We start from the raw sequence: 1,390 nt of genomic DNA, 5'->3' as shown, positions 1-1,390 counted from the left end.
ATTTCGCCGAGGAAACATTCTATGTTCTCCGGCATGAGGGAAAAGGCGCGCATGAGCACCGAGCCTTCGATGGCGTCCAGAAGGCGTGTGACGGATGTCCCCTCCGGCAAAAGGCCGGCCGATTTGAACTCCCACAAGCGCGCGCGGATAGCGGCGATCGGGTCTCGATACGTATGGAGGTAAGCGGCGCGGACCACGGGATTGACTTCGCAGGCCATCTCCACGAACAGGCGTCTGACCGCCTGCGCATGTTCGCCGAGGTACAGCCGCATTCGATATTCGGCCTCGTTGGACAGCACTTCTTGCGCACTGTCGCCGACGGGCCCGGGCGCGGCCACGACGGTCCGGAAAGCCTCGATGAACAGTTCCTCGACGTTGGCCCACCGCGTGTACATCGACGATTTGCCGACGCCGGCGGCCTTGGCCACCTTCGTCATGTTGAAGCCGTGCCATCCGGCGTCGCCATACAGATCCAGGGCGGCTTTGAGTATCTTGCCGTCGGCTTCGACGTTGCGAGGCCGCCCTAAGGGGCCGCGTTGGACTGCATGAATATCGACCACGAAATCTCCTCGTCGTTCGTTCGGGCAAAGACCCGCGGCTGCGTTGACAACGTCGATTATACGCAATGGGCTTGAGAATTTGGAGAGACGGCTCACAGACGCGTGGGTGTGCAAGTCTTTGGTCCTCATTGCAGAAGGAGCAGCAGGGTAACATTGATTCCAATCGAACAATCACTGTGTCCGCAAAGGTACGGAGGTTGGAAAAGAACTTTTTTCGGACGTAAGAAGTCCGAAATCGGCTCCGGGGTTGTCCGCAAGGCGTCGCAGCGCGCAATGTGGGAAACTGATGGAGCCGAAGACGCGTTTCATCGAAACGCAATCGCTTTCCACAGGGCAGTGGTGCAGCCAGGCCCTCAACAGACAAGAGAGAGGCTTCAATGACCGTAGTTGTCGCTTACAAGTACGCGGCCAATCCACAGGATGCGTCGGTCGGCGCCGACGGCGTCGTCGATTGGTCGCGGGCCAAGTCCGCCGTTTCCGAATACGATCCCGTGGCAATCCAGCTGGGACGCAACCTCGCGGACGCCGAGGGCGTCGAGCTCGTCGGCGTCACCGTCGGCAAGAGCGACGTGGCCGGATCGATGGCCAAGAAGAACGCCATGTCGAAGGGATTCGACAGGGGAGTCGTCGTCGCCGACGACGCGACCGCAGGATGGAACGCCACGAAGGTCGCTTCGGCGTTGGCGGAGCTCGTCAAATCCGTCGAAGGCGCGGACATTCTGCTCGCCGGCGATTCCTCGATCGACGAGGGCACGAAGATTGTGCCGGCCCTTGTCGCCGGATTCCTCGGATGGCCGGCCTTCCAGGGCGTCTCGGCGGTCGCCAAGACC

The 1,390-nt window shown here is 61.2% G+C and carries 2 protein-coding genes; one reads left to right on the top strand and one right to left on the bottom strand.

Features of this window, described 5'->3' with window-relative positions; genetic code table 11:
- A partial coding sequence (locus ACO48X_RS10125; protein WP_485001966.1) for a TetR/AcrR family transcriptional regulator occupies positions 1–560 on the bottom strand: 560 nt, incomplete at its 3' end.
- A gap of 377 nt (positions 561–937) precedes the next feature.
- On the opposite strand from ACO48X_RS10125, the gene ACO48X_RS10120 reads away from it, so the two are divergent.
- Positions 938–1,390: electron transfer flavoprotein subunit beta/FixA family protein (locus tag ACO48X_RS10120; RefSeq protein ID WP_485001965.1), on the top strand; the 453-nt coding region annotated here is incomplete at its 3' end.

The sequence above is a fragment of the Peptidiphaga sp. genome, from assembly GCF_057238965.1.
The sequence above is the reverse complement of the archived record's forward strand: the minus strand, read 5'-3'. Positions and strand labels throughout refer to the sequence as shown.